The following is a 22735-nucleotide window of genomic DNA, read 5'->3' as shown; positions in this document are numbered from 1 at the left end:
CATGAGCGAGAGCCCCCTGTTCGAGGTCGAGCTCTACGCCCTCGAGGGCACGAGCGCCACCTTCCGGCTCACCCCGCACGAGTTCGACGTGGAGATCGGCGGCCAACGCTACGAGCGCTGCCCCCTCGAGCGCAGCGCGCTGGCGCTCGGCGCCGAGGCGGCCAAGTCAGCGCTGGAGTTGAGGCTGCCACCCAACCACGCGCTGGTGCGGCATCTGCTGCAAGCGACCCTCACCGGCGAGGCGACCGCGGTGCGGTTGAATGTAGCCCGACGTGACGCCTGGGGTGATGCCTGGTGGCTTTCCGGCACGCGCTGGATGGGCCGCGTGCTCGGGGTGGAGGTGGCCGATGACTCTGCGCGCATCCGCTGCGAGTCCGCCCAGGTGAGCTTGAAGCGCATCGGCCTGCGGCGCCTGTACAGCCGCGCCTGCTCGCACGTGCTGTATTCGGCCGCGTGCGGGGCGACGCCGATCTCGGCCAGCGCCGAAGTGATCCGCTCCGAAGGCCGCCAGGTGGAACTGGCGAGCCTCCCGCCCGAGGTGGCCGGCATGCTCGCCGGCGGCTGGTTGCAGACGCCGGCAGGCGCGCGCCACATGATCGTGAGCGAATCGACCGCGGGCGTGGAACTGCTCTACCCGGTGGGGCTTGCGCCGCAGACGCTCGTCGACCTCGTGGCCGGCTGCGATCACAGCATGCCCACCTGCGCCGCGCGCTTCGACAACCTCGCCAACTACGGCGGCTTCCCCTTCATTCCGACGAAGAACCCGTTCTCGACGGGCGTCTTCTGAACGCACAGATCCTCCCATGTGGTACCTGGTCGTCATCGTCGTGGCAGCGCTGGTCTCGGCGGCGCTGGCGCCCAAGCCGCCCGCTCCCAAACCCGCCGAACTCTCCGACCTCGACGCGCCCACGGCCGAGGAGGGCCGACCGATCCCGGTCGTCTTCGGCGCGGTGCTGCTGCGCGGGGCGAACGTCGTGTGGTACGGCGACCTGGAGGCCGAACCGATCAAGAAGAAGGGCGGCAAGAAATGAGCAAGGACGTGACCGTCACCATCGCCCACGTGCGCGCCGCGGGGCTGTGCGTGCACGGCACGCGCACCTGGTTCGCGCGCCAGGGCCTGGACTTCCGGGCCTTCCTCGCCCGGGGGCTTCCCGCCTCGAGCTTGCTCGCCACCGGGGATGCGATGGCCGCACGCGTGGTCGAGGTCGCGCAGGCCTGCCATGAGGAGCCGCGCTGATGGGCGGTAGCCGCAAGAAGCAGACCGTCGGCTACCGCTACCGGATCGGGATGCACCTGGTGCTGTGCCAGGGGCCGGTGGATGCAGTGCAGGAGATCCAGATCGGCGACCGCAGCGCCTGGGGCGATGCGAGCCGCGCGCCGCTGGCGGTCGGCCATGGGCTGGGGCGGCTCTCGATCCACAAGCCCACGCTCTTCGGCGGCGACGAACGCGAAGGCGGCGTGGTGGGTGAGGTGGATGTGCTCAGCGGCGATGCGACGCAAGGCCGCAACGACTACCTGATGAGCCGCCTGGGCGCAGCGATCCCGGCGTTTCGCGGGGTGTTGTCGATCGTGGCACGCAAGATCCTGTTCGCCGCGAACAACCCCTACCTCAAGCCCTGGGCGGTGCGGGTGCGGCGCTTCACGGCGGGCTGGCACGACGAACCCTGGATGCCCTGGAACGCCGAGGTGCGGACCTGGGATGCCGACACCGGCACCTCTCTCACCGTCGGCATGAACCCGGCGCACATCCTGGTGCAGTGCCTCACCGACCCGCACTGGGGCATGGGTTATCCGCCGTCCACCCTCGGCGCAAGCTTCTGGAACGCGGCCTGGGCGCTCGAAGCCGAAGGCTTCGGCCTGAACCTGGTCTGGACGCGCCAGCAGCCGATCGAGGCCTTCATCGCCCAGGTGCTCGACCACGTCGGCGGCATCCTCTACCTCGACCCCGAACGGGGCCGCTTCGAGCTCAAGCTCCTGCGCGACGATTACTGGATCGAGGGCCTGCCGCTCCTGGGCCCCGACGAGATCGTGCGCGTGGAGCGCTTCGAGCGCGCGCAGTGGGGGGAACTGCCCAACGAGATCACCGTGGTCTACACCGACTGGGCCACCGGCAAGGAAGCCACCGTCACGGTGGAGAACCTCGCCGCGATCCAGCTGCAAGGCGGCGTGATCAACCAGCGGCGCGACTATCCGGGCGTGAACCACGGGCCGCTGGCCGCGCGGCTGGCGCTGCGCGACCTGCGCGCGCTGGGCTCGCCCCTGGCGCGCATGACCTTGACCATCGTCCCCGGCGCCCTGGAGCGTCCGCCCCTGCCGGGAGACGTGTTCCTGCTGCATTGGCCACGCCTCGGCATCGAGCGCATGGTGGTGCGCGTGACCGGCATCGACACCGGCACGCTGGGCGCCATCGAATGGCGCATCGAGGCCGTGGAGGACGTCTTCGGCATGGGCCAGACCGTGCTCGCCCCCACCCCGCCGCGCCTCGAAGAGCCGCCGCTCGAACCGCTGCCGCCGGCCCTGGTGCTGGCGGTCGAGGTGCCGTACTGGGAACTCGCGCGGCGGCTGTCGCGGGCCGATCTCGACTACCTCACCGACACCGACACCTACGTGGGGGCCTTGGCCTGCGCGGGCAGCTCGGGGCAGTTGAACTGGCAGCTCGCCACCGGGCCCGCGAGCGGTGAGCTCGAGGCAGTGGCCCCGGAGGACTACGCGCCCTTGCTCACGCTCGGCCAGGCGCTGTCGGCGAGCGAAGCCGATGCGCTGGCCGTGCCGGTGACGGCCCTGGCCCAGCCCGAGCGCCTGGCGGTCGGCGACTACGCCTACCTGGTCGATGCGCTTGGTGCGATGCGCGAAGCCGTGGCGATCCTCGCCTTCGATGCCACCGCGGGCACGGTGGATCTCGCCCGCGGGGTGCTCGACACCACGCCACAGATGCATCCGGCCGGCACGCGACTGGTGGGCGTGGGCGAGTGGCTGGCCGCAGAGACCATCGAGCGCGCGCCGGGCGAGTCGGTGTTCGTCGCCGCCGTCCCGCGCACGGCCAGCGCCGAAGGGGATGCGGTGCTGGCTGCCAACGGTGCGCCCCTCGTGCTCGCGGGCCGCCAGGCGCGGCCGTACCCACCGGGGCGAGTGCGGCTCAACGGCCAGCGCGAGCCCGCCGTGGTCGCCGGCGACCTCACCCTCACCTGGGCGCACCGCGACCGCACCCAGCAGACCGCCTACCTCGTGCGTCAGGACGAGGGCGACATCGGCCCCGAACCCGGAACCGCCTACACCGTGCGCATCAGAGACCGCGACGGCGCGCTGGTGCGCACCGAGGCCGGCCTCACCGGCCACGCCTGGACCTGGGACGTGACCAGCGCCGCCCTGGACGCCGGCGTCGCAGGCAACCGCGTCACCGTCGAGATCGAGGCCGAGCGCGACGGGCTCGTGAGTTGGCAGGCACAGGTGCGCACCGTCGAGCGCGCGGGCTACGGCTTGCGCTGGGGGCAGCACTGGGGCGGGGTGTGATGAGCGCGCGCATCGACGTGCACCTGCTCACCCTCGACGAGCCCGGGCACTGGCGCGAGGAATGCCTCGCGAGCCTCGCCGGCGCGCCGATCCGCCTGCATCTGCTGCCAGGACTCCCGGGGCGGGTGGGGCAGTCCCGGGCGGAGGGTTTCGCGCGAGGGACCTTGCCGCTCGTGGCCTGCGTCGATCCCGACGACCGCTACGAGGCCGCGGCCTTCGCGCCCCTGGCCGATGCGCTCGAGGCCTGCCCCTCGGCGGTGCTCGCCTACACCGACGAGGCGCTGATCGACGAGGACGGCCGCCCCCTCGGCGTGCGGCGGCTGGCCTACAGCGCCTTCCAGCACGCCCACTCGGCCAGCCACGTCCACGGCCTGATCGTGATGCGCCGAAGCGCCGTCGAGCCGGTGCTGACACGCATCGCCGATCTCGACGCCGGCGCCGACTGGCTGCTCACCCGCCTCGTGGCCCGGCAGGGCAGCGTGTTGCACCTGCCCCTCGTCGGCCGCCACTGGCGGCAGCACCCGAACCAGCACCACCGCCGCACGCGCAGCACGGCTTTGGGGTCACTGCCGAGTCTTGCGATACCGTGAGGAGATGAACTGATGCCATTGACCGATCCGAACCTGGGCCTCGTCTACGGCTGGACGCTGGGCGAGTCCGGCTGGCACACCGAGATGGACGCGAACCTGAAGCGCCTGGGCGCCATCGTGGGCCTGTCGGTGACGAGCCGCACTACGGCCGCGCCGCCCGCCAGCCCCACCGAGGGCGATCGCTACATCGTGCCGGCCGGTGCGACCGGCGCTTGGGCCGGCAGGACCGACCAGATCGCGGTGCGGATCAATGGTGTCTGGGAGTACCACGCCCCGAAGGTCGGCTGGCTGGCCTACGTCGCGGCCGAGGATCGGCTTGCCGTCTACAAGCCCACCGGCTGGAGCGCCGGCGTTCCCATCTGACCCCGCACCCCGTCCGCCACCCCCGAACCCGCCCACGTGGCGGGTTTGTCGTTTTTGGAGACAAGCCCATGACCGAACCGACCCAGCCGCCCACCCTCGCGGAGAACACGCTGCTCCTGCGCCGCGAGGACTTCGACGACCTGCTCGACCGCGCCGCCGAGCGCGGAGCCGAGCGGGTGCTCGCGCACCTCGGCCTCGAGAATGGCCACGCAGCAAGGGACATCCGCGAACTGCGCGATCTGCTCGAAGCCTGGCGCGACGCGCGCCGCACGGCATGGCAGACCACCATCAAGGTGGCCACGACCGCCATCCTCGCCGCACTGCTGGTCGGAGCCGCCATCAAGCTGAAGCTGATGGGAGGTGGCCAATGATCGAGACCTTACTCGGCGGCCTCCTGGGCGGAGCCTTCCGCTTGGCGCCCGAGGTTCTCAAGTGGCTGGACCGCAAGGGCGAGCGCCGCCATGAACTCGCCATGCAGGACAAGGCGCTGGAGTTCGAGAAGCTGCGCGGCGCCCAGCGCATGGCCGAGATCGCCGCCGCCAGCGAGGCCGCCTGGAACAGCGGTGCGGTCGAGGCCTTGCGCGAGGCCGTCGCCGCCCAGGGCCAGCGATCCGGTGTGCGGTGGGCCGACGCGCTCTCCAGCAGCGTGCGGCCGGTCATCACCTACTGGTTCATGACGCTGTACTGCGCGGCCAAGACCGCCGCCTTCGTCGGCGCGGTCGATGCGGGTGTGGAGTGGATTCCGGCCATCCAGGCCGCCTGGACCGAGGCGGACCAGGCGCTGTGGGCCGGCGTGCTGAACTTCTGGTTCCTCGGCCGCGTGTTCGACCGGGTACGGACGTGATCGAAGTACCATCGGCCGCGGTCGACCTGGCCAAGCGCTTCGAGGGCTTCCATCGTGTTCCCAAGCACGATCCGCAGCGCCGCGCCTACCCCTATACTTGCCCGGCAGGGTATTGGACCATCGGCTACGGTCACCTTTGCAAGCCGGACCATCCGCCGATTACCGAGGACGAGGGCGAGGTCTATCTGGCCCAGGATCTGCGAACCGCGCTCGCCGCCACACTGCGCTACTGTCCGGTGCTGGCGACGGAGCCCGAGGAACGGCTCGCGGCCATCGTGGACTTCACGTTCAACCTCGGCGCGGGGCGGCTGCAGACGTCGACGCTACGGAGGCGAGTCAATCAGCGCGACTGGCCCAGCGCCGCAACCGAGCTGCGGCGCTGGGTCTTTGGCGGTGGCAAGGTGCTGCCGGGGCTTGTCACGCGGCGGGAGGCCGAGGCGACTTGCCTGCTCCGCGCCGCCTGATAGGCCGGGTCGACTCGATCAAATCCCCGGTTGCAGCTCCACACGCACTTCGCGCGTTTTGCCGGCCCGCTCCACGGACAAGACGACGACATCGCCGACCTTCCTGTCGTCTAGCCGCGCGAGCAGCTTGGCCACATCGTCTGTCGCCTTGCCATCAACACCGATGATGCGGTCGCCGGGCACGATGCCTTGTGGGGTAATCTCGACCCCAGCGAGCCCGGCTTTGTGCGCTGCCGAGCCGGGGGTGACACGCAGCACGAACACGCCCTTGCTTCCCGTCAGCGCAAGCAGGCGCTGATTGAGCTGTTCGTCCACCTCGATGCCCAGCGCCGGGCGGATGTATTTGCCGGTCTTGATGAGTTGCGGCACTACCCGCATGACGGTGTCCACCGGCACGGCGAAACCAATCCCGGCCGAGGCGCCGGAGGGGCTATAGATCGCCGTGTTGATGCCGATGAGCCTTCCTGCCGAATCGAGCAGCGGCCCACCGGAGTTGCCAGGGTTGATGGCGGCGTCGGTCTGGATGAGGTGATCGATGGCCGGGCCGCCCGCTTCTCCCGGTAACGAGCGGTCGAGCGCGGAGACGATGCCGGTGGTGAGCGTCCAGTCCAGGCCAAAGGGGTTGCCGATAGCAAACACCTTCTGTCCCACCTTGAGGTCGGCGCTGGTGCCGACCGGCACGGCAGGCGGGCGTTTGAAGCCGACGCCGATCTTGAGTACGGCGATGTCGTGCGCTGGGCTCGCCCCCACCAGCGCGGCCTGGTAGTCGCGGCCGTCGGCAAGCTTGACGGTGGCTTCGGACGCGCCCTGGATGACGTGGAAGTTGGTGACGACATGGCCGGCGTCGTCCCAAATGAAGCCCGATCCCGTGCCACGGGGCACGGAGAAGACATTGCGCGTCCAGACGTCGCGCACCAGCTGCGCGGTGGTGATGTAGACCACCGAGGCGCGTGATTTTTCGAACAGTTCGATGGTGGCCTTTTCGTCCGCCGCCAAGTCGCCGCGCGCCGTCACGGTGCGTTCTGCCGCCTCGCGCGGAGTGAACCATGCCTCGATGGCGGGCAGGAACTGCCACAGCAGCATGAGCGTGGCAATACAGGCGGTGATGAAGAGCCAGCGCCGGATGAAGGGATCCGGTGCGGGGCGTGGGTACGGGTCAGGGTAGGCCATGAGAAGTCTCCTGTTGATAGACAATCAGCGCCATAGCCCGCTCGGGCGCCAGCGCGGCGGGCGCGGCGTCACAGCGGATTCCGGCAAGAAATGGGGCGCGTGAAACGGCAAGGCTGTTGCTGGTCCAGGCGCCAACGTCAGCAGGCGTGAGATGCGATCTTGCGTTGCCGGATGCGTGCGCAACCAGGAAGGCTCGGGATTGCCCCATCCCGGCCACAGCCAGGCACGCCAGGAGCGACTGACCCGCTCGATCTTCGCCAGCGCGGACGCCAGCCCTTGCGGGTCGCCGGTCAGTTCCGCCGCGAGGCGGTCAGCGTCGAACTCACGCACGCGAGACAAGCCGAGCTGTGCGAGCAGGGCCAGCTGGGGCGATGCGGCCAATAACAATAGACCAGGCCAATTGACCGCCACCGCGCCGGCCAGCAGTGCGGGCAAGCTGAACACAATAGCGATCTGTCCGACCATAGCCAGCAGGCTCGTGAGGCGACTGACGGAATCCGCCAGCCCCATGACACGCAGATCCTCATTGGCGATGTGCGCGACCTCGTGCGCGAGCACACCCGCGAGCTCGCGTGGGCTCAGGCTGCGCAGCAGGCCATCGGTGAGGGCGATCGATGCATGCTGCTTCGAGCCGGTGGCGAAGGCGTTGACGACGGCACTGGGCACGTAGTGCGGCACCGGCGTGGCGGGCAAACCGGCACGGGCGGACAGCTCGCGCAACAGGGCCCAAATCTCGGGGGCTTCGTGCGGGTGCAAAGCCCGTGCGCGGTACAGGCGCAAGGTCAAGGCGGATGCGGCTGCCGGTTCCAGCAACAACGTGCCTGCAACTGCAAACAGCGCGAGCCACAGGCCGCTTTCCCCGAACAGCAGGCTTCCTGCGGCGGCTGCGATCCCGACCAGGGTCAGGACCAACAGCCCGGTCTGCAGGCGGTTGAGCCAGCGGTGTTGCAACAACGCCGCGCGCGGGTCACTGGGATGATGACGGGTCATGCTCAGATGTCTCGGCGGCGCGGTCGTCGCGCTCGCGCATCAGCCAGTAAGTGGCACCGAGCGCCAGTGTGGCTCCTGCAAGCGCGGCGATTTTGGCGGGACTCGTGTCGGGGTCGAGGACCACGAACTTGCGCGCCAGCGCGATCAGGCCGATGAGGATCACGGTCTTGACCTGGATGATGCTGTCCCGACGCGCCGCCACGCGCACGATGGAATGCTTGAACTCCATCGCGATCAAGAGCGTCATGATCATGCCGAACACACTCTGGAATACCTTGTAATCCAGGGGATTGAAGGCATCGAGGACCAGCAGCGTGAAGACGATGGCGATGAGCTGGAACAGCGACACCACGATGATGACGGCAATTACCGCCGACAGAACGAGGGCGACGACCTGCTCGAAGCGCTCGTAAACTGTCATCAACCGCCACTGGGAGCGCATCTCGTCAAGGGCCGTGTGGCCAGATTCTTTATGCATAAGCGTTGCGCTCCCTCTTTCAATGAAACGTTAATGGAACGGGGAGTCCGAGAAGACGACTCGATTGCACCTGAATCATCGGGGCAATTGCGAAGCCACCCAGCGCATAATGTCCTGCGCGCCCATGGCGCCCGCCTGACGTGCAACCTCATGTCCCCCTCGGAACAAAATCAGGGTTGGAATGCTGCGAATACCGAACTGGGCGGCCAGGTGAGGCTCGGCCTCGGTATTTACCTTGGCCAACCTCACCTTGGGTTCAAGCAGGGAGGCTGCCTGCTCGAACTGCGGCGCCATCATCTTGCACGGTCCGCACCACGGCGCCCAAAAGTCAACCAGCAGCGGCAGGTCACTGCGCTCCAGATGACGGGCGAAGGTCGCTGTGGTCAGATCAATGGGTTCTCCGGTGAACAGCGGGTGCTGGCACCGCCCGCAATTGGGCTTCTCTGCCAACTTGTTGGCTGGCACGCGATTGATGGATTGGCAGTGTGGGCAGACGATATGCATGCTGTCACTCATGAGGTGGCTCCTGGGACACAGAGGAAGTAATGGCTCCGGCAGTTGGGCCGCTGTGACATGGGGATTCGAGCTGTAGCCCTTGCGTCAGTTGCCGGATGCTGTATTCATCCAGCGTTTCCCGTGCGAGCAGTTCGCGCGCGCACCGCTCCAGCACTTCTCGGTTGATTTCGAGAATTCGGTATGCACGATCAAACACACCCATCACGATGTCACGGATGGCTTGGTCGATGCGTGTCTGAGTCGATTCGGCTACCCGGCAGCCACCCTGTACCAGTTCAGGCGCATCAAGAAAACGCGGCCTCTGTGCCTCAAAAGCAACGTACCCCAAGCCCTCATCCATGCCGTAGCGCGTAATCATGTCGCGGGCGATGTCGGTGGCCCGCGCGAGATCGTCTGAAGCCCCTGTGGACAGCTCGCCAAACACGAGCTTCTCAGCCGCGCGCCCTCCCAGGAGCACGGCGATCTTGTGCTCCAGGTCGGCACGTGTCATCAGAAATCGGTCTTCGGTGGGCCGCTGCAGGGTGTAGCCGAGTGCACCGATGCCACGCGGAACGATTGAAATCTTGTGTACCGGATCGGTGCCGGGCAGCGCCAGCGCCACCAGCGCATGCCCCATCTCGTGATAGGCCACGGTTTCCCGCTCCTTGGGATTGAGCACTCGGTTCTTCTTCTCCAGGCCCGCCACGATGCGCTCGATGGCGGCGGTGAAATCCTGCAACTCCACGGCGGACGCTTTGCGCCGGGTCGCGGCCAGCGCGGCCTCGTTGACCAGGTTCGCGAGGTCTGCACCCGAAAAGCCCGTGGTCAGCGCAGCCACCTGTTCGAGATCGATATCCTGAGCCAGCGTCACCTTCTTGACGTGGACTTTCAGGATGTCCAGCCGTCCCTTCTTGTCGGGCCGGTCCACCAGCACCTGACGGTCGAAGCGACCGGCGCGCAGCAGCGCCTGGTCGAGGATTTCGGGGCGGTTGGTGGCGGCGAGGATGATCAGCCCGACCGAGCTGTCGAAGCCGTCCATCTCGGTGAGCAGCTGGTTGAGCGTCTGCTCACGCTCGTCGTGGCCGCCGATGGGGCCGCCGACGCCGCGCGCGCGGCCCAGCGCATCGAGCTCGTCGATGAAGATGATGGCCGGCGCCTGCCTGCGGGCCTGCTCGAACAGGTCGCGCACGCGCGCTGCACCCACGCCGACGAACATCTCGACGAACTCCGAGCCGGAGATAGAGAAGAACGGTACCCCGGCCTCGCCCGCCACGGCCTTGGCCAGCAGGGTCTTGCCCGTGCCGGGCGGGCCAACCAGCAACACACCTTTCGGGATGCGCGCCCCGAGCCGTCCATACTCCTGCGGATTCTTGAGGAAATCGACGATCTCGACCAACTCCGCCTTGGCTTCATCGACGCCAGCGACATCGGCAAAGGTCACGCCGGTGTTCTTCTCCATGAACACCTTGGCACGGCTCTTGCCGATGCTCAGGAAGCCGCCCATGCCCTGCTTCTCGGCGAAGCGGCGGAACAGGAAGAACCAGACGCCGAAGAAGGCCACCGCCGGCAGAATCCAGGAGAGCACATCACGCAGCCAGGTGCTTTCCACCACCCGCGCGTAAGGCACGTCGTACTTGGACAGCCGCTCGGCCAGGTCGGGTTCGACGCGAGTGGCCACGATGGTGGTCTTGCCCTGGCTGTCCGGCGATTTCAGGCGCCCGGTGACCGTGCGGTCCGACACCAGCACTTCGGCGATGCGCCCCTCGGCCAGCGCCTTCTCGAATTCGCTGTAGGGCACGGGCTCGACGGTCTTGGCCGCCTGCCAGTAGTTCTGCAGCGTCAGCAGCAACAGGCCGGCGACGATCCAGTAGCCGATGTTCCATTGATCTTTCTTTTCCATGAGCAATGTTCCTCGCAAGTCGTGTCGCTAGAGAATGGGGGTGAACAGACGGGCCACCCCGTCGCGCAAGCGGATGGCCAGCGGGCGGGCGCGCAACGCCATGGCCGATATCTCGTTCGACGCATCACGGGCGGCATCAAAAAGGGATTCCAGCCGCGTAGACAGCGCGGTGTCGTACACCTCCACATTAAACTCGAAGTTGAGGCGCAGGCTGCGCGCATCCCAATTGGCCGAACCCAGGCAGCACCACTGGCCGTCTATCAGCATCAGCTTGCTGTGGTCGAACGGGCCAGGCCGTTCGAAGATGCGCACACCGTGCTCCAGCACCTGCCAGTAGTGGGCGCGCGCGGCCCATTGCACCGTGGGATGGTCGCCGTTTGCGGGCGTCAGCACCTCGACGCGCACGCCGCGCAACGCGGCCGTGCTCAGCGCTGCGATCATCGGCTGATCGGGCACGAAGTAAGGTGTCCAGATGCGCACCGAATGCTTCGCCGCGCTCAAAGCGCCCATGAAGGTCCAGCGCATCCTGTCCAGGGCCTCATCGGGACCGGCCTCGATGCCGCGCGCCCAAGAGGTTCCTTGCTCATCAGCCGTTGCGGGCGGTTCGCCCCAGAAACCCTTGCTGAGCCGCTCGCCCGTGGTATCGCACCAATCGTCGGTGAAGCACCGCATCAGATGCGCAACCACCGGCCCGCGCAGACGAAAGTGCAAATCGTGACAGGCCTGCTCCGGCGCATCGGGCCGCCAATACGGGCTGAAGATGTTCATGCCGCCGGTGAAACCCGTCTCGCCATCGATCACCAGCAGCTTGCGGTGATTGCGCAGATGCGCGGCATGCAGGCGCGCGGGAATCAACGTCGGGTTGAACGCCGCCGCCGGAACACCGGCGCGTTGCAAGGCGCGGTAGGCGCTGCGGAGCCTCCAGCGGGCATAGACGTCGTCGATCAGCACCCGCACTTGCACGCCGCGCTCATGAGCCCGGCGCAGCGCATCGACGAACTGCACCCCGATGCCTTGGCTGTCGAAGATGTACGAAGCCAGCGCGACGCTGTGCCGCGCCGACTCGATGGCAGCGAGCATGGCCGGGTAGGCCTGCTCGCCATCGACAAGCGGCTCGATGCGGTTGCCGCTGGTCAGCGACTGGCCGGTGGCGCGTCCCACCAGGTGCGCCAGGCCGGCAAGCGGCGGCGATACGGCCTCGGGCACCGTGGGTGAGAAATCTTGCCGAACTGCAGGACCCAGCCCCGGAAACAGCCGCCGCGCCCGCCGCTGGTAACGGTTGATGCCGAACAGCCCATACAGCAGCGAACCGCCCAGCGGCAACAGCGCGATCAGCAGCACCCACAGCGTGGCCGATCGAGGGTCACGCTTGTAGATGACCGCGTGCCCCGCTGTGGGGATAGCGACCGCCAGCGACACGAGGGTGGCTGCCCATGTCAGCCCGTTGGGGTCGGACACGACAGCCTCCCCATGACTCAAGATTCGCCGCCCGCCGGCTTTTTCTTGCGCGTCGCCTTGCTTTCGTCGCTCGACGGCGCCTCGGCCACTTTCGCGGCATCAGGCTTTTCAGGCTCGACCGGCTTCACTGGTGGCTCCTTGCGCTCGAAAACCACCCGTTCGGCCTTGTCGTCCCAGCGGGCGCTGGCGTGATCGCCCTTGCCGATGCCGCCACCGAGCATCTCGCGCGCCAGTGCGGTTTCCAGCTCGCTGCGGATCAGCCGCTTGAGCTCACGCGCGCCGAATTCCGGCTTGTAGCCTTCCTCCGCGAAGTGATCGATCAAGGTCTGATCGAAGGTCAGCGTCACGCCCTGGCTGGCGGCGTTGCGGGCCACACGATCGAGCTGCAGGCCGACGATATGGCGGATCTCCTCCTTGCCCAGCGCATGGAAGACGATGATCTCGTCGATGCGGTTGAGGAACTCGGGGCGGAAGTGTCCGCGCAGCACGTCCATCACCTCTGCCTTGGTCTTCTCGTATTCCTCGCCGGCGGCGCCACGGGCCTTCAGCCGACGCTGGATGATGTCCGAGCCCAAGTTCGAGGTGGCGATGATGATGGTATTGGTGAAATCCACCACCCGGCCCTTGCCGTCGGTGAGCCGCCCGTCGTCGAACACCTGCAGCAGGATGTTGTAGACGTCGGGGTGAGCCTTCTCGATCTCGTCCAGCAGCAACACGCTGTAGGGCTTGCGACGCACCTTCTCGGTGAGCTGGCCGCCCTCGTCATAGCCCACATAACCCGGAGGCGCGCCCACCAGGCGTGCCACGGTATGGCGTTCCCCGTACTCGGACATGTCGATGCGCAGCAGCGCACCTTCATCGCCATAGATGGACTCGGCCAGCGCCTTGGCGAGCTCGGTCTTGCCCACGCCGGTCGGCCCGAGGAACAGAAAAGTCGCCACCGGCTTGCTGCCTTCGCGCAGGCCCGCGCGCGACAACCGCACGGCATCGGCCACCGCGCGCACCGCTTCGTCCTGGCCCACCAGGCGCTCGTGCAGCCGCTGCTCCAGATGCAGCAGCTTCTCGCGTTCTTCCACCGTCAGCTCGTTGACCGGAATGCCGGTCAGGCGCGAGACGATCTGCGCGACATGCTCGGCCTTGACTTCGGCGCTGCCCGAGGCGCGCTCGCGTTCCCATTCCTCGACGAGCTTCTTGAGTTCGGCTTCCTTGGCCTCGATGCGCTTGCCAAGTTCAGCAGCCTTGTCGTACTGCTTGCGTGCCGCCACATAGTCCTGCTCACGCCGCAGCTGGTGCAGTTCGGACTCCAGCTCTTGCACCGCCACCGGGCGCGCCGTGGCCGACAGCTTCACGCGTGCGGCCGCCTGGTCGAGCAGGTCGATGGCCTTGTCAGGCAAAAAGCGCGCGGTGATGTAGCGGTCCGACAACTCGGCGGCGGCGATGATCGCATCCTCGGTGATGCTGACCTTGTGGTGCGCCTCGAAGGTGTCGCGCAGGCCGCGCAGGATCATCATGGTCTGCGCTACCGTCGGCTCGGGCACCATCACCGGCTGGAAGCGACGCTCCAGCGCGGCGTCCTTCTCGATGTACTTCTGATACTCGTTGAGCGTGGTGGCTCCGATCAGGTTCAGTTCGCCGCGCGCCATCATCGGCTTGAACACGTTGGCCACGTCCAGCCCGCCTTCGCCGCCACCCTGGCCTGCACCGACGATGGTGTGCACCTCGTCGATGAAGAGAATCAGCTCGCCCTGGTGCTCGGTCACTTCCTTGAGAACCTTCTGCACGCGCTCCTCGAACTCGCCGCGGTACTTGGCGCCGGCCACCATGGCGTTGATGTTGAGTTCGACCAGACGCTTGTCGCGCAGCGTCTCGGGCACTTCGCCGGCGACCATGCGCTGCGCCAGCCCTTCGACGATGGCGGTCTTGCCGACGCCGGGCTCGCCGATCAGCACCGGGTTGTTCTTCTTGCGCCGGGCCAGCACTTCGATGGTCGTCTCGATCTCCTGCGCGCGGCCGATGACCGGATCGAGCTTGCCCTCGCGCGCCATCTTGGTGAGGTCGCGCGAATACTTGTCGAGTTCCGGCGTGTTGGTCGGCGTCGAGGCGCGGCCATCCTCGGCCCCTTTGCCGACCACCTTGCTTACCTGCTGGCGCAGCGCTTGCGGCGTGAGGCCGTAACGGCGCAGCAGGTTGGCCGCCAAACCTTCGCCTTCCTCGGCGAGCCCGATCAGGAAATGCTCCGGCCCGACATAAGAGTGGCCGAGTTCGTTGGAGGCCACGAAAGCACGGCTGAGCGCGTCCTTGACCCGGGGCGACACGCCGATCTCGCCCTCGAACGGCTTGTCGCCGCGCTTGGCTTCGGATTCGATCTGGCGCTTGAGGTCATCGACCTTGATCTTGAACTGCCCCAGGATGGTCTTGACCACGTCGCTGTCGGATAGCGCCAGCAGCAGGTGTTCGGTATCGACTTCGGCGCGCCCGAACTCTGCAGCGTGTCGGGCGGCCTCCTGCAATAGGGCCTCGGACTGTTCGCTGATACGGCTGGCGAGCCCACTGCCGCGACGGCGCGAGGTGCCCGTACCGGCCGGGGCGGGTTCGCCGAACGAGGCATCGACGACCTCGTCGGTATCGGCCGCCATGGACGGTGCGTCGTCACCGATGCGGAAGAAGTCGCTGCCAAGGAAGTCTTCGAACAGCCCGCTGCGCAAGCCGAACAAGGCTTCCAGCGGTGAGACGGTGCGCTTTTGCTGGCGCACCAGTTGGCGATAGTGACCGTCACACAACAGCATGGTGCTGTGGCGACCATTGAGATTGGTTTCCACCCGCACCGTGGCGGGCTGGCCGCAGACTTGGCATTGTTTTCTGGCCATGCTGATGCTCCTGAGAGGGTTAACTGGGCGAGGCACCGCAGATCACGGTGCCTCATCTCTTGTGGTTTTTGAGAAAAACGCGCTGCCCTGCGTCAGCCGTTGATCGGGATCGAGCGCCCCTGCTTGGGCGTACTGGCCTCGCGCTTTTCCATCGTGATCGTGAGCACGCCGTTCTTGAAAGCGGCCTTGATCGTGTCCTGGTTGGCATCGGCCGGCAGGTTCAGAGCGCGCTGAAAGCTGCCGTAGGAGCGCTCCACCCGGTGGAAACCACCGTCTTTCGTTTCCTGCTCCTGACGCTTTTCACCGCGCACCAGCAGCACGTCGTTGTCGAGCGTGATCTGGATGTCTTTTTCCTCGACGCCGGGCAGTTCCAGGGCGATCTTGTACTGCTTGTCGGTCTCCTGGATGTCCAGCGCCGGTTTCAGCAAGCCCGGCCACTCCGACGGCCAGCGTGGCATGGCCAGCGCCGGGAAACCGAAGCCTCGAAACGCGTCGTCGAACAGGCGATCGATCTCGCGATGCAATTGCAGGAGGGGGCTGACCGGCCCACCCGCCACCGGCAGGTCATTGCGCTGCACCGGCAGCGAGGCAGTGCTCTGTTGTTCTTCCTGCTCCTTTTTGAACCAGTTCCAGGGAGCCAACTTCTTGAAATCAATGTCCATGTCACACCTCCAGAAGAAAAATTGAAGACTCTCGCTCACTTCATTTGCCTGCGGCGACGGACAGCGCGCCCAGACGACACGGAGTGTTCCGCTGACTTTGGCTGCTCATCTGTGCGTATCACCTCCTTCTTTCTGCCTGCTTGGATCTGATCATTGATCCATTGATCGATTTCACTTTGACGAAACCGCCACGTCCCGCCGACCTTGAAGGCTGGAATTTCCCCGTGCGCGGCGAGCCGGTAGAGCGTCCGCTTGCCGACTTTCAAGTAGGCAGCCAACTCGTCGAGTGTGAAGATCGCCTGCTGGCGCGCTGTCATACCACCCCCACAAGCTCCGTCGTCACGCGGCCTCGCTCGAGGAAGTTCTTGCAAGACTTTGCAAGATATTGCGCCTAACATGCCGAAAGTCAAGAGTCACTGTTCGGTCGTCCAGGCGTAAGGGCGCTGGTAGTCTGGGATTTCAAACTGGTAGCAGCCTTCGAAGATTTCCCGGATCAGCTTGTCGTGGGCTTCAAGTGTCTTGGCCATTGCGTTTGTTCTTTCCTATCGTTTCTTTGCGCCGCTGGGTGCTTGGTAGCCTGGAGCAAGCTTGGCGTTCTCGACGCCATAGAGCGCCAGCGGATCGGCCAGCCACAGGCGGTACTGTTCGTCGGTGAGGCGATGGTCGGGCGAGCAGTCCACGCTCCAGCGCAGCAGCATGTAGCCGGCCACCGCCGCGCGCACCCATACCCGCAGCGAGCCGCCCTGCATCCCGTAGTCCCGCTCGATGATCTCGGGGCGCTCAAGGCGCGGGTGGGGCACGAACTCCAGCTCGACGATGCGCGTCCATTGGATGTCGTGATCGGGCCGTTCGTGGGCCTGGGGCGCTTCATCCAGCAAGGCCGGCGCTTCGATGCGAGTGAGGACGAAGTCCCGGAACTCGCCGCGCTTTCGGTCAAAGGCCCGCACGTGCCAGCGCAGGCCGGTATCCACCAGGGCGAAGGGCACGATGACCCGCTCGGTCTCGCCGCTCGTCATCGAGTGGTAGCGGATGGCGAGGGGGCGCATGGCGTGGATGGCCCGGCAGACCGGGGCCAGCACATCCATCCTGGGGATGGACAGGGTGGCGGGCGACTCACACGGCAAGAGCGGCTGCAAGGGCCTGGCCGGGCCGTTCAGGCCATCGCCAAACCCATGCGCCAGCGCCGACAGCACACGCTGCGGGGCGTGCTCGAACAGTGGGGAGAACGCCTGACCGATGCGGTAGACCTTGTGGCTGCCGTCAAAGAGGATGTTCTGTGGTGCGATTTCCCGGTACAGCGCCAAGTCGCGCGTCGCCCCGGCCGGCGCCACGCCGAAGCGTTCGATGAGGTCGGGACGGCCAATCTCACCGAAGAAGTAAAGCCGAAAGTCGATGTAGGCCAGCCGCTCGCGCTGGGCGTGGCTCAAGGTCTCGACGCGCTGGGGCTGAGTCACCATAGGCTCCTCATCCGAGGCGGACCACTGAAAAGCTGTGATTGGTTTTATGTTTGTCCATCTCCAGGCGGTTCACGTCATCAAACTGATGACATTATGCGCCACGATCTGGACGGCAACAACACGGAAGCAGCCGCGCCCTGGGAGGCGAGTTCGATGTCGAGCTTGGGAGTACCCCTGTTCGATCCACCGGGCGCTGCTGCGTACCCGCTTCCAAGCAGTACCGTGACCACAGGGACCGACTGGCGAGCAGGCTCCGTCTCGAAAACGCGTTTTCTCAAGGTGCCTACCCTCAGGCCAGACGCGTTGATATTTGGCCGTAAGGGTCAGACACACGCCGGTTCCGTGTTCCACCACCATACACAAGGGCCCGGAAAGTCTCCGGGCCCTTTTTCTTGCCCGAAATCCCCACGCCACGCGGGGCTCCGGCCATCCGTGCTGCGGGTGAAGCCCGGCCCGAACGCCCGACATCGGCCATTTTCTCGGCCCAAGCCGTCTCTGTTCTCTGTCTGGCCTGTGGGTAGCCGCAGCACCTGATTCTTCAAAATCAACGGCTTACGCGCGGCGGTTCATCGTCAACCAAGGCCGCCGAGCGACCGTCAAACGGTCTCAACAGCGGGTACTACTGTGCATTGGGAACATTTAAGTTACCATATGGACTCATGAGCTACCAGGTCAAAGAACTGCTGCAGGCCGATGGCAACAGCCCCTTCGGTGAGTGGTTTGGCTCGCTGGAAGCCACTGCCGCGGCCAAGGTGCGCGTAGCCGTCAGCCGGATAGAGCAAGGCAATTTGTCCAACGTCGAGTGGTTCCGCGGCATCGGTGAGTACAAGATCGACTGGGGCCCGGGGCTGCGCATCTACCTGGCCAAGGACGGCCTGAAGATCATCATCCTGATCGGCGGCGGGACCAAGAAGCGCCAGCAGAAGGACATCGACCAGGCGGTGGCTCTGTGGGACGACTACAAGCGCCGCAAGGCATCCACCTTGAAAGGAGCGAAGTGACATGGCATTGACCCGTGACTTCAAAGAGACCGTGGCCGCGCGTGTGCAGAGCGATCCGGCCTTCGCGCAAGCTCTGCTGGATGAGGCCATCACCCTGTTCGTCAACGGCGAACCGGAACCGGCCAAGCTGATCCTGCGTGACCTCGTCAACGCCACCGTGGGCTTCGAGGCGCTGGCCGACGAGATTCACAAGCCGGCCAAGAGCCTGCACCGAATGCTGTCGAAGTCGGGCAACCCGACGATGACCAACGTGTCCGCGATCTTCGCTGCCATCAAGCGCGCGCTGAAGGTCGAGGTGCGCGCCCAGGTCGTGATGGCCTGACTTGGGCTCAGGGCTGAGGTATCCCGATGGCGGAAGACAACGAGGCATCCCCTGACTGTGTCCGCATCACTTTGCGGATGACACCCCAGCAGCGGGACCTGCTCTGCCGTGCGGCGGCTGTTGCGGGCCTGCCCGTCTCGACTTTCGTGCTTCGGTCTGCTTGCCAGGCGGCAGAGGAGCCTCCCATCGAAGAGCAACCCGGGGCATCGTCGTCGAGCGTGGAATCTCTGCCGACCTTCACCAAACCCGCCCGCCAACGCTGGGAGTCCATCCCTGCCGACATCCGCAAGCGGCTGCTGTCCAACGTCTGGTGCGGCCACTGCCGTCACGAGACCACGATCACCCATTTCAGCGGCACCATCAAGGGTGCTGACTTGCTGCTGGTGGGCCAGTGCACTGCCTGCCACGGTGATGTGGCACGGGTGATCGAGGGCTCGTAACCCGGTCAGGCATCAAACCGTGCCACCACCTCCCGCTGCGCGGCCCAGTCGGTCGGCAGCGGATTTCGCTGGAACCACAGCAGGCTCATGCAGCGCGGCTGCTTGCCCGCCAGGATGGCCTGGATGAGGGCGGGCTCCAGCAGCGTCAGCCGCAGCAGTTCGTTGACCGTGGACTTGCCCTTGGAAAACGAATGCCTTGCTGAGTGATTCCATGCAGGCCAGGAGACATGGATGGGCGAAGAGGGCCATGTCAAGATTTACCCCTCGCGGGTAAGGCCGGGGTAAGCGGCGCGGGTGCACAATAGACGTGATAAGCGGTTGACCCGCAGGGGCGGCGAAGCCGGCCGGGCCCGCCACGATGAGGAGACGACCATGCACGAGACCCTGGTGTCCCAGCGCCTGCTGGCCCTGTTTTTTGCGGCAGGCGTGGTGTTCAATTTTCCGCTCATCGCCCTGTGGGACCAGGAGGTCGTCTGGTTCGGCATTCCGCTGTTTCCGTTGGCGTTGTTCGTGCTCTGGGGCCTGTTGATCGCGGCGCTGGCTTGGCTCATGGAGCGGGCGCCCGACTGAGCGCGGGCCGGGGGTCGGAGGCAGCATGTCGCCCTTGCTCGTCGTCGCGGTCTCGTTTGCTTACCTGTTGCTGCTTTTCGCGGTGGCGTATTACGGGGATTGGCGGGTCGCGCAGGGGCGTTCGCTCATTGGCAGCCCCTGGGTGTATGCGCTGTCGATGGCGGTGTACTGCACGGCATGGACGTATTTCGGCAGCGTGGGCCGGGCGGCCAGCTCGGGCGTGTGGTTTTTGCCGATTTATCTGGGGCCCATGCTGGCCATGATCCTGGCCTGGCTGGTGGTACGCAAGATGATCCGCATCGCCAAGGCGTACCGCATCACCTCGATTGCCGATTTCATCGCCAGCCGCTATGGCAAGAGCCCATTGTTGGCCGGGCTGGTCACCCTGATTACCGTGGTGGGGATCGTGCCTTACATCGCCTTGCAGCTCAAGGGCATTTCGGTGGCGTATGCCGTGCTGACGACGCCGCTGGGCCAGCCGTGGCCCTCGCCGCAGGCGTGGTGGCAGGAGAGCACGTTCTATCTGGCTCTGGCGCTGGCGGGTTTCACCATCGTCTTTGGCGCCCGCCATCTGGACAGCACCGAGCGGCATGAGGGCATGGTGGCGGCCATTGCCTTCGAGTCGCTGGTCAAGCTGGTGGCATTTCTGGCGGTGGGGCTGTTCGTGTCGTATGCCCTGTTCGATGGGGTGGGCGACATTTTTCAGCGGGCCGCTCAGGTGCCGGAACTGGCCAACCTGCTCAAGCTCGGCGAGGGGCGGTCGTTCGCCTATGCCCAGTGGTTCACGCTGACCGTGCTGGCCATGCTGTCGGTGATTTTGCTGCCGCGGCAGTTTCAGGTGATGGTGGTGGAGAACGTGGACGAGCGGCACCTCAAGCGCGCAGCCTGGGTGTTCCCGCTGTACCTGTTGCTGATCAACCTGTTCGTGCTACCGATCGCGCTGGGTGGAGTGCTGTACTTTGGCGATTTGCCCATGAACCCCGAAACGTTCGTGCTGTCGCTGCCGCTGGCCGAGGGCTGGTACACGCTGGCTTTGCTGGCTTTCATTGGCGGGCTGTCGGCGGCCACCGGCATGGTGATCGTGGAGGCGATCGCCGTATCGACCATGGTGTGCAATGACCTGGTCATGCCGGTGTTGCTGCGCTCCAAGCGCTGGATGCATGCCCAAAGCCGTGACCTGACGCGGCTGTTGCTCAACATCCGACGCGCGGCCATCGTGTTGATCCTGCTCCTGGGTTATGCCTACTACCATCTGGCCGGCGAAGCCTATGCGCTGGTCAGTATCGGGCTGATCAGCTTCGCGGCCGTGGCGCAGTTCGCGCCTGCGCTGTTGGGCGGTATGTATTGGAAAGGGGGAACGCGGCAGGGGGCCATGGCCGGTTTGGTGCTGGGCTTTGCCATGTGGGCCTATACCCTGATGCTGCCGTCGCTGGCCAAGTCGGGCTGGATGTCGGATGCGTTCCTGGTCGATGGCCTGTTTGGCAACCCGTGGTTGCGGCCCGAAGCGTTTTTGGGGCTCACGGGGCTGGACAACCTCACGCATTCGCTGTTCTGGAGCATGTTGTTCAACGTGGGGGCGTATGTGGTGGTGTCGCTGTGGCGCACGCCCTCGGCCCGCGAGACGAGTCAGGCCCTGTTGTTCGTGGATGTGTTCGAGCGCACCACCGCGGCACGCCCGGTGTTTTGGCGCGGGCAGGCCCATTTGTCTGATTTGCTGCCGCTGGCCGAGCGTTTTCTCGGGCCAGAGCGCGCCCGGGCTGAGTTGCAGGCTTACGCCCAGCGCCAGGGCGTGCAGGATGTGCAGCAGTTGCAGGCCGATGCCCGGCTGGTGCAGTTCATCGAAACCCAGCTCGCTGGCGCGATAGGCAGCGCATCGGCCCGGGTGATGGTGGCCTCCGTCGTCAAGGAGGAGTCGCTCGACATCGACGACGTGATGGACATTCTGGAGGAGGCGACTCGGCTGCGCATCCACTCCAAAGAGCTGGAGGAAAAATCGCGTTCGCTGGAACTGGCCACGGCCGAATTGCGGGCGGCCAACGAGCAGCTCAAGAGCCTGGACAAGCTCAAGGACGATTTCATGTCCTCCGTCACCCACGAGCTGCGCACGCCGCTGACCGCGATACGGGCGTTGTCTGAAATGATGCATGAGGACCCCAAAATCACTTTGGAGGACCGTAAGCGTTTTCTGGGCATCATCGTGTCGGAGTCGGAGCGGCTGAGCCGGCTCGTCAATCAGGTGCTGGACTTGGCCAAGATCGAATCGGGCCATGCCGAATGGCACAACGCCGATCTGGATCTGGTGGCGCTGGTGCGTCAATCGGCCCAGACGGTGACCGAGCTGCTGCGGGAAAAGCACGCCGTGCTGGAACTGGAGCTGCCGCCCGGACCCGTGGTGATTCGCGCCGATGCGGACCGGCTTACCCAGGTCATGCTCAACCTGATGTCCAATGCCGCCAAGTTCGTGCCCGCCGAGACGGGCCGTGTGCGTGTGCGCCTGTTTGTGCAGGACGATCGGGTGGTGGTGGAAGTGCAGGACAATGGCCCCGGCGTGCCCGAGGCGCAGCAGGAGTTGGTGTTCGAAAAATTCCGCCAAGGGGGCGATGGCCTCCATCGTCCCCAAGGCACGGGGCTGGGCTTGCCCATCAGCCGCCAGATCGTCGAGCATTTCGGCGGGCGGATGTGGCTGCGCAGCACCGCCGGGCAGGGAGCCTGTTTCGGCTTCGACCTGCCCTTGCATCCTGAGCCGGCCGACGGGCCTGCCCCATCAGAGACGGGAGACCGCGCATGAGCGCCACGATACTGATTGCCGACGACGAACCGAACATCCTCATCTCGCTGGAGTTTTTGATGAAGCGCGAGGGCTATGAGGTCAGGCTGGCCCGTGACGGCCAAGAGGCCATCGACGCCATCCTGGCCCATCGCCCGGACCTGGTGCTGCTGGACGTGATGATGCCGCACAAGAGCGGCTTCGACGTGTGCCAAGAGGTTCGCGCCACCGAATCGGTCAGAGACACGCGCATCCTCATGCTCACGGCCAAAGGGCGCGACACCGATGTGGCCAAGGGCCTGGCCCTGGGTGCCAATGCCTACATGACCAAGCCGTTTTCCACCCGCGAGCTGGTGGAGAAGGTGCGCGAGATGCTGGAGCGCTGAC

Annotated in this window: 27 protein-coding genes; 15 read left to right on the top strand and 12 right to left on the bottom strand. The window is 65.9% G+C overall.

Annotation, left to right across the window (positions count from 1 at the left end):
- Position 1: 1 nt before the first annotated feature.
- The 9 genes from DFR43_RS05950 (at position 2) to DFR43_RS05910 (ending at position 5771) form a co-directional block, all read left to right on the top strand.
- Positions 2-787, top strand: coding sequence for a phage BR0599 family protein (locus DFR43_RS05950; protein ID WP_133596636.1), 786 nt, complete (start codon positions 2-4; stop codon positions 785-787).
- A gap of 16 nt (positions 788-803) precedes the next feature.
- A complete protein-coding gene (locus DFR43_RS05945; protein WP_062196822.1) occupies positions 804-1031 on the top strand; it encodes a hypothetical protein in 228 nt (75 codons plus the stop codon).
- Positions 1028-1237 (top strand): hypothetical protein, encoded by a 210-nt coding sequence (locus DFR43_RS05940; protein WP_133596634.1) that lies wholly within the window; start codon positions 1028-1030, stop codon positions 1235-1237. The genes DFR43_RS05945 and DFR43_RS05940 overlap by 4 nt, the downstream gene beginning before the upstream one ends.
- Positions 1237-3510 (top strand): phage tail protein, encoded by a 2274-nt coding sequence (locus DFR43_RS05935; RefSeq protein ID WP_133596632.1) that lies wholly within the window; start codon positions 1237-1239, stop codon positions 3508-3510. Before DFR43_RS05940 ends, DFR43_RS05935 begins: the two co-directional genes overlap by 1 nt.
- Positions 3510-4100: a glycosyltransferase family protein gene (locus DFR43_RS05930; protein WP_133596630.1), complete on the top strand. Its 591-nt coding sequence runs from the start codon at positions 3510-3512 to the stop codon at positions 4098-4100. The genes DFR43_RS05935 and DFR43_RS05930 overlap by 1 nt, the downstream gene beginning before the upstream one ends.
- A 12-nt stretch (positions 4101-4112) precedes the next feature.
- Positions 4113-4463, top strand: a complete 351-nt coding sequence (locus tag DFR43_RS05925; RefSeq protein WP_133596628.1) for a DUF2793 domain-containing protein — start codon at positions 4113-4115, stop codon at positions 4461-4463.
- Positions 4464-4531: 68 nt separating this feature from the next.
- Positions 4532-4834, top strand: coding sequence for a DUF6127 family protein (locus DFR43_RS05920; RefSeq protein WP_133596626.1), 303 nt, complete (start codon positions 4532-4534; stop codon positions 4832-4834).
- Positions 4831-5307, top strand: coding sequence for a hypothetical protein (locus DFR43_RS05915; protein ID WP_133596624.1), 477 nt, complete (start codon positions 4831-4833; stop codon positions 5305-5307). Before DFR43_RS05920 ends, DFR43_RS05915 begins: the two co-directional genes overlap by 4 nt.
- Complete coding sequence (locus DFR43_RS05910; protein WP_133596621.1) at positions 5304-5771, top strand: lysozyme; 468 nt, start codon at positions 5304-5306, stop codon at positions 5769-5771. The genes DFR43_RS05915 and DFR43_RS05910 overlap by 4 nt, the downstream gene beginning before the upstream one ends.
- Before the next feature lie 18 nt (positions 5772-5789).
- Here DFR43_RS05910 and DFR43_RS05905 read toward each other — a convergent pair whose 3' ends face one another.
- From DFR43_RS05905 to DFR43_RS05860, 11 genes are all read right to left on the bottom strand, one after another.
- Positions 5790-6941, bottom strand: coding sequence for a S1C family serine protease (locus DFR43_RS05905; protein ID WP_133596619.1), 1152 nt, complete (start codon positions 6939-6941; stop codon positions 5790-5792).
- 24 nt (positions 6942-6965) lie between these two features.
- Positions 6966-7931, bottom strand: a complete 966-nt coding sequence (locus DFR43_RS05900) for a zinc metalloprotease HtpX (RefSeq protein WP_133596617.1) — start codon at positions 7929-7931, stop codon at positions 6966-6968.
- A complete protein-coding gene (locus DFR43_RS05895) occupies positions 7909-8409 on the bottom strand; it encodes a phosphate-starvation-inducible PsiE family protein (RefSeq protein WP_133596615.1) in 501 nt (166 codons plus the stop codon). Before DFR43_RS05895 ends, DFR43_RS05900 begins: the two co-directional genes overlap by 23 nt.
- Before the next feature lie 75 nt (positions 8410-8484).
- Positions 8485-8925, bottom strand: a complete 441-nt coding sequence (gene trxC / locus DFR43_RS05890; RefSeq protein ID WP_133596613.1) for a thioredoxin TrxC — start codon at positions 8923-8925, stop codon at positions 8485-8487.
- Positions 8918-10804 (bottom strand): ATP-dependent zinc metalloprotease FtsH, encoded by a 1887-nt coding sequence (gene ftsH / locus DFR43_RS05885; protein ID WP_133596611.1) that lies wholly within the window; start codon positions 10802-10804, stop codon positions 8918-8920. Before ftsH ends, trxC begins: the two co-directional genes overlap by 8 nt.
- Positions 10805-10831: 27 nt before the next feature.
- Entirely contained in the window at positions 10832-12262 is a 1431-nt protein-coding gene (gene cls / locus DFR43_RS05880) for a cardiolipin synthase (protein WP_133596609.1), read from the bottom strand.
- A gap of 17 nt (positions 12263-12279) precedes the next feature.
- Positions 12280-15129, bottom strand: a complete 2850-nt coding sequence (clpK, locus tag DFR43_RS05875; RefSeq protein WP_133596607.1) for a heat shock survival AAA family ATPase ClpK — start codon at positions 15127-15129, stop codon at positions 12280-12282.
- A gap of 92 nt (positions 15130-15221) precedes the next feature.
- The gene (locus tag DFR43_RS05870; RefSeq protein ID WP_133596605.1) at positions 15222-15791 is read right to left on the bottom strand and encodes an Hsp20/alpha crystallin family protein; all 570 of its coding nucleotides are present in this window, start codon (positions 15789-15791) and stop codon (positions 15222-15224) included.
- 35 nt (positions 15792-15826) lie between these two features.
- Positions 15827-16108, bottom strand: a complete 282-nt coding sequence (locus tag DFR43_RS05865) for a helix-turn-helix domain-containing protein (protein ID WP_133596603.1) — start codon at positions 16106-16108, stop codon at positions 15827-15829.
- A gap of 96 nt (positions 16109-16204) precedes the next feature.
- On the bottom strand, positions 16205-16318 hold the full coding sequence (locus DFR43_RS13700) for a DUF262 domain-containing protein (RefSeq protein WP_245988849.1): 114 nt from the start codon (positions 16316-16318) through the stop codon (positions 16205-16207).
- Positions 16319-16333: 15 nt separating this feature from the next.
- Positions 16334-17248, bottom strand: a complete 915-nt coding sequence (locus DFR43_RS05860) for a helix-turn-helix transcriptional regulator (protein WP_133596600.1) — start codon at positions 17246-17248, stop codon at positions 16334-16336.
- Between the two features lie 659 nt (positions 17249-17907).
- Here DFR43_RS05860 and DFR43_RS05855 point away from each other — a divergent pair.
- From DFR43_RS05855 to DFR43_RS05845, 3 genes are read left to right on the top strand one after another with little or no spacing between them, the layout of a single operon-like run.
- A complete protein-coding gene (locus tag DFR43_RS05855) occupies positions 17908-18249 on the top strand; it encodes a type II toxin-antitoxin system RelE/ParE family toxin (protein WP_133596598.1) in 342 nt (113 codons plus the stop codon).
- Between the two features lies 1 nt (position 18250).
- On the top strand, positions 18251-18571 hold the full coding sequence (locus DFR43_RS05850; RefSeq protein WP_133596597.1) for a helix-turn-helix domain-containing transcriptional regulator: 321 nt from the start codon (positions 18251-18253) through the stop codon (positions 18569-18571).
- A gap of 26 nt (positions 18572-18597) precedes the next feature.
- Positions 18598-19011, top strand: coding sequence for a type II toxin-antitoxin system TacA family antitoxin (locus DFR43_RS05845; protein WP_133596595.1), 414 nt, complete (start codon positions 18598-18600; stop codon positions 19009-19011).
- Between the two features lie 5 nt (positions 19012-19016).
- Here the strand turns inward: DFR43_RS05845 and DFR43_RS05840 are convergent, their stop codons facing one another.
- Positions 19017-19265 (bottom strand): hypothetical protein, encoded by a 249-nt coding sequence (locus DFR43_RS05840; protein WP_133596592.1) that lies wholly within the window; start codon positions 19263-19265, stop codon positions 19017-19019.
- A gap of 118 nt (positions 19266-19383) precedes the next feature.
- On the opposite strand from DFR43_RS05840, the gene DFR43_RS05835 reads away from it, so the two are divergent.
- Genes DFR43_RS05835 through DFR43_RS05825 form a run of 3 tightly spaced genes read left to right on the top strand, consistent with a single transcriptional unit; the run spans position 19384 to position 22734 of the window.
- Positions 19384-19581: a hypothetical protein gene (locus DFR43_RS05835; RefSeq protein ID WP_133596590.1), complete on the top strand. Its 198-nt coding sequence runs from the start codon at positions 19384-19386 to the stop codon at positions 19579-19581.
- Positions 19582-19606: 25 nt separating this feature from the next.
- Positions 19607-22369, top strand: a complete 2763-nt coding sequence (locus DFR43_RS05830) for a sensor histidine kinase (protein ID WP_133596589.1) — start codon at positions 19607-19609, stop codon at positions 22367-22369.
- A complete protein-coding gene (locus DFR43_RS05825; protein ID WP_133596587.1) occupies positions 22366-22734 on the top strand; it encodes a response regulator transcription factor in 369 nt (122 codons plus the stop codon). The genes DFR43_RS05830 and DFR43_RS05825 overlap by 4 nt, the downstream gene beginning before the upstream one ends.
- The last annotated feature ends 1 nt before the right edge of the window (position 22735 follow it).

Source organism: Tepidicella xavieri (genome assembly GCF_004363315.1).
In the GTDB taxonomy this organism is placed as follows: Bacteria; Pseudomonadota; Gammaproteobacteria; order Burkholderiales; family Burkholderiaceae_C; genus Tepidicella; species Tepidicella xavieri.
This window is presented reverse-complemented; position numbering and strand designations above follow the sequence as displayed.

Coding starts and splice junctions, on each gene's coding strand:
- DFR43_RS05950 (WP_133596636.1), top strand. CDS start 2: ATGAGCGAGAGCCCCCTGTTCGAGGTCGAGCTCTACGCCCTCGAGGGC.
- DFR43_RS05945 (WP_062196822.1), top strand. CDS start 804: ATGTGGTACCTGGTCGTCATCGTCGTGGCAGCGCTGGTCTCGGCGGCG.
- DFR43_RS05940 (WP_133596634.1), top strand. CDS start 1,028: ATGAGCAAGGACGTGACCGTCACCATCGCCCACGTGCGCGCCGCGGGG.
- DFR43_RS05935 (WP_133596632.1), top strand. CDS start 1,237: ATGGGCGGTAGCCGCAAGAAGCAGACCGTCGGCTACCGCTACCGGATC.
- DFR43_RS05930 (WP_133596630.1), top strand. CDS start 3,510: ATGAGCGCGCGCATCGACGTGCACCTGCTCACCCTCGACGAGCCCGGG.
- DFR43_RS05925 (WP_133596628.1), top strand. CDS start 4,113: ATGCCATTGACCGATCCGAACCTGGGCCTCGTCTACGGCTGGACGCTG.
- DFR43_RS05920 (WP_133596626.1), top strand. CDS start 4,532: ATGACCGAACCGACCCAGCCGCCCACCCTCGCGGAGAACACGCTGCTC.
- DFR43_RS05915 (WP_133596624.1), top strand. CDS start 4,831: ATGATCGAGACCTTACTCGGCGGCCTCCTGGGCGGAGCCTTCCGCTTG.
- DFR43_RS05905 (WP_133596619.1), bottom strand. CDS start 6,941: ATGGCCTACCCTGACCCGTACCCACGCCCCGCACCGGATCCCTTCATC.
- DFR43_RS05900 (WP_133596617.1), bottom strand. CDS start 7,931: ATGACCCGTCATCATCCCAGTGACCCGCGCGCGGCGTTGTTGCAACAC.
- DFR43_RS05895 (WP_133596615.1), bottom strand. CDS start 8,409: ATGCATAAAGAATCTGGCCACACGGCCCTTGACGAGATGCGCTCCCAG.
- trxC (WP_133596613.1), bottom strand. CDS start 8,925: ATGAGTGACAGCATGCATATCGTCTGCCCACACTGCCAATCCATCAAT.
- ftsH (WP_133596611.1), bottom strand. CDS start 10,804: ATGGAAAAGAAAGATCAATGGAACATCGGCTACTGGATCGTCGCCGGC.
- clpK (WP_133596607.1), bottom strand. CDS start 15,129: ATGGCCAGAAAACAATGCCAAGTCTGCGGCCAGCCCGCCACGGTGCGG.
- DFR43_RS05870 (WP_133596605.1), bottom strand. CDS start 15,791: ATGGACATTGATTTCAAGAAGTTGGCTCCCTGGAACTGGTTCAAAAAG.
- DFR43_RS05865 (WP_133596603.1), bottom strand. CDS start 16,108: ATGACAGCGCGCCAGCAGGCGATCTTCACACTCGACGAGTTGGCTGCC.
- DFR43_RS13700 (WP_245988849.1), bottom strand. CDS start 16,318: ATGGCCAAGACACTTGAAGCCCACGACAAGCTGATCCGGGAAATCTTC.
- DFR43_RS05860 (WP_133596600.1), bottom strand. CDS start 17,248: ATGGTGACTCAGCCCCAGCGCGTCGAGACCTTGAGCCACGCCCAGCGC.
- DFR43_RS05855 (WP_133596598.1), top strand. CDS start 17,908: ATGAGCTACCAGGTCAAAGAACTGCTGCAGGCCGATGGCAACAGCCCC.
- DFR43_RS05850 (WP_133596597.1), top strand. CDS start 18,251: ATGGCATTGACCCGTGACTTCAAAGAGACCGTGGCCGCGCGTGTGCAG.
- DFR43_RS05845 (WP_133596595.1), top strand. CDS start 18,598: ATGGCGGAAGACAACGAGGCATCCCCTGACTGTGTCCGCATCACTTTG.
- DFR43_RS05835 (WP_133596590.1), top strand. CDS start 19,384: ATGCACGAGACCCTGGTGTCCCAGCGCCTGCTGGCCCTGTTTTTTGCG.
- DFR43_RS05830 (WP_133596589.1), top strand. CDS start 19,607: ATGTCGCCCTTGCTCGTCGTCGCGGTCTCGTTTGCTTACCTGTTGCTG.
- DFR43_RS05825 (WP_133596587.1), top strand. CDS start 22,366: ATGAGCGCCACGATACTGATTGCCGACGACGAACCGAACATCCTCATC.